This is a genomic window from Nocardiopsis sp. TNDT3, from assembly GCF_003427465.1.
GTDB classification, from domain to species: Bacteria; Actinomycetota; Actinomycetes; order Streptosporangiales; family Streptosporangiaceae; genus Nocardiopsis; species Nocardiopsis dassonvillei.
On record NZ_QPFC01001333.1, the window covers coordinates 1 to 1,300 of the forward strand.

3 protein-coding genes are annotated in these 1,300 nt (G+C 75.1%); all 3 read left to right on the top strand.

Annotated elements, in window-relative coordinates:
• The first annotated feature begins 290 nt into the window (after window positions 1-290).
• The 3 genes from rpmG to rpmF all read left to right on the top strand — a co-directional run bounded on the left by rpmG (window position 291) and on the right by rpmF (window position 1,102).
• Entirely contained in the window at window positions 291-455 is a 165-nt protein-coding gene (gene rpmG, locus DQW06_RS27480; RefSeq protein WP_013152592.1) for a 50S ribosomal protein L33, read from the top strand.
• A gap of 160 nt (window positions 456-615) precedes the next feature.
• On the top strand, window positions 616-864 hold the full coding sequence (locus DQW06_RS27485) for a type B 50S ribosomal protein L31 (protein ID WP_013152593.1): 249 nt from the start codon (window positions 616-618) through the stop codon (window positions 862-864).
• Window positions 865-931: 67 nt separating this feature from the next.
• On the top strand, window positions 932-1,102 hold the full coding sequence (rpmF, locus tag DQW06_RS27490; protein WP_013152594.1) for a 50S ribosomal protein L32: 171 nt from the start codon (window positions 932-934) through the stop codon (window positions 1,100-1,102).
• Window positions 1,103-1,300 lie beyond the last annotated feature (198 nt).

Here is a 1,300-nt window from a genome sequence, read left to right on the forward strand (position 1 = left end):
CCCCGGGGGGGCACCGGCGTTTCGCGTGTCCGGGACGGGGGCGCCGATGACAGTGCCGGGCCGCGCGTTGGCCCGCCGGGCCGCGCGCCGAGCCGGGTGCTGGACCCGTCGCGGCGGGCGCGCCCGTGCGCGGCGGGGGACTGCCAGTACGGGCGTCCGGTCCGCGGCGGTTCCGGCGGCTGAACGCCGTCGGGCGGGGGTCGTCCACAGGGGAGAGATGACCCGGCCGAATCGGGAATGAAAACGGTTATCATTGACTTGTAACGCGTGGGAACCCTGAGGAGGCATCCATGGCACGCAACGAGATCCGGCCGATCATCAAGCTCAAGTCCACCGCGGGGACGGGCTTCACCTACGTCACCCGCAAGAACCGGCGCAACACGCCCGACCGGCTCACCCTGAAGAAGTACGACCCGCGCGTGCGCCGCCACGTCGAGTTCCGCGAGGAGCGCTGAGCCGGGCCGCGCCCCGGCCGCCCGTTCCCGGAAAGGCCGGGCCCCGGCTGACCGGCGCCCCGACCGGCGGCGGTGCCGCCGATCCTGACGGGCGTCCTCCCGTCGCACGCCGCCGAGCAGGCGGACCGCCGCGCCCAACGACCACCCCAAGGGGGCACACATGAAGCAGGGAATCCACCCCGACTACCACCCGGTCGTCTTCCGCGACCGCGCGGCCGACTTCTCCTTCCTCACCAGGTCCACCGCCACCAGCGACAAGACCATCGAGTGGAGCGACGGCCGCACCTACCCGCTGATCGACGTCGAGATCTCCAGCGCCAGCCACCCCTTCTACACGGGCAACGCCCGCGTGGTGGACACGGCGGGCCGCGTGGAGCGCTTCCAGCGCCGCTACCAGCGCAAGGGCTGACCGACACGAGCGCGAGGCGGGGCCCGTCGCCCCGCCCCCGACCACCCGAGAAGAAGGCAGAGGTCCCATGGCCGTACCCAAGCGCAGGATGTCGCGGTCCAACACCCGCACGCGCCGTTCCCAGTGGAAGGCCGCCACCCCCGACCTGGTGCGCGTCCACATCCGCGGCCGCGAGTACCTCGTGCCGCGCAACCTCGTCCGCGCCTACGAGCGCGGACTGCTCGCGCCGCCCGAGTAGCCGGACCCGGCACGGCCCGCCGGCCCCCGGTCCGGCCGCGACACCGGGCCCGGGCACCGCGGACGCCGCCGCGCGTCCGCCCGCACCGCAGGCGAGCAGCCGGGCGGGGCGGCCGAGCGCCGTAGGGTGGTGGGCATGCCAGCCCGAACGCCCCCTACCGCGCCCGGCGGCGACGCCCCGGGGCTGCGCGCCGACGCG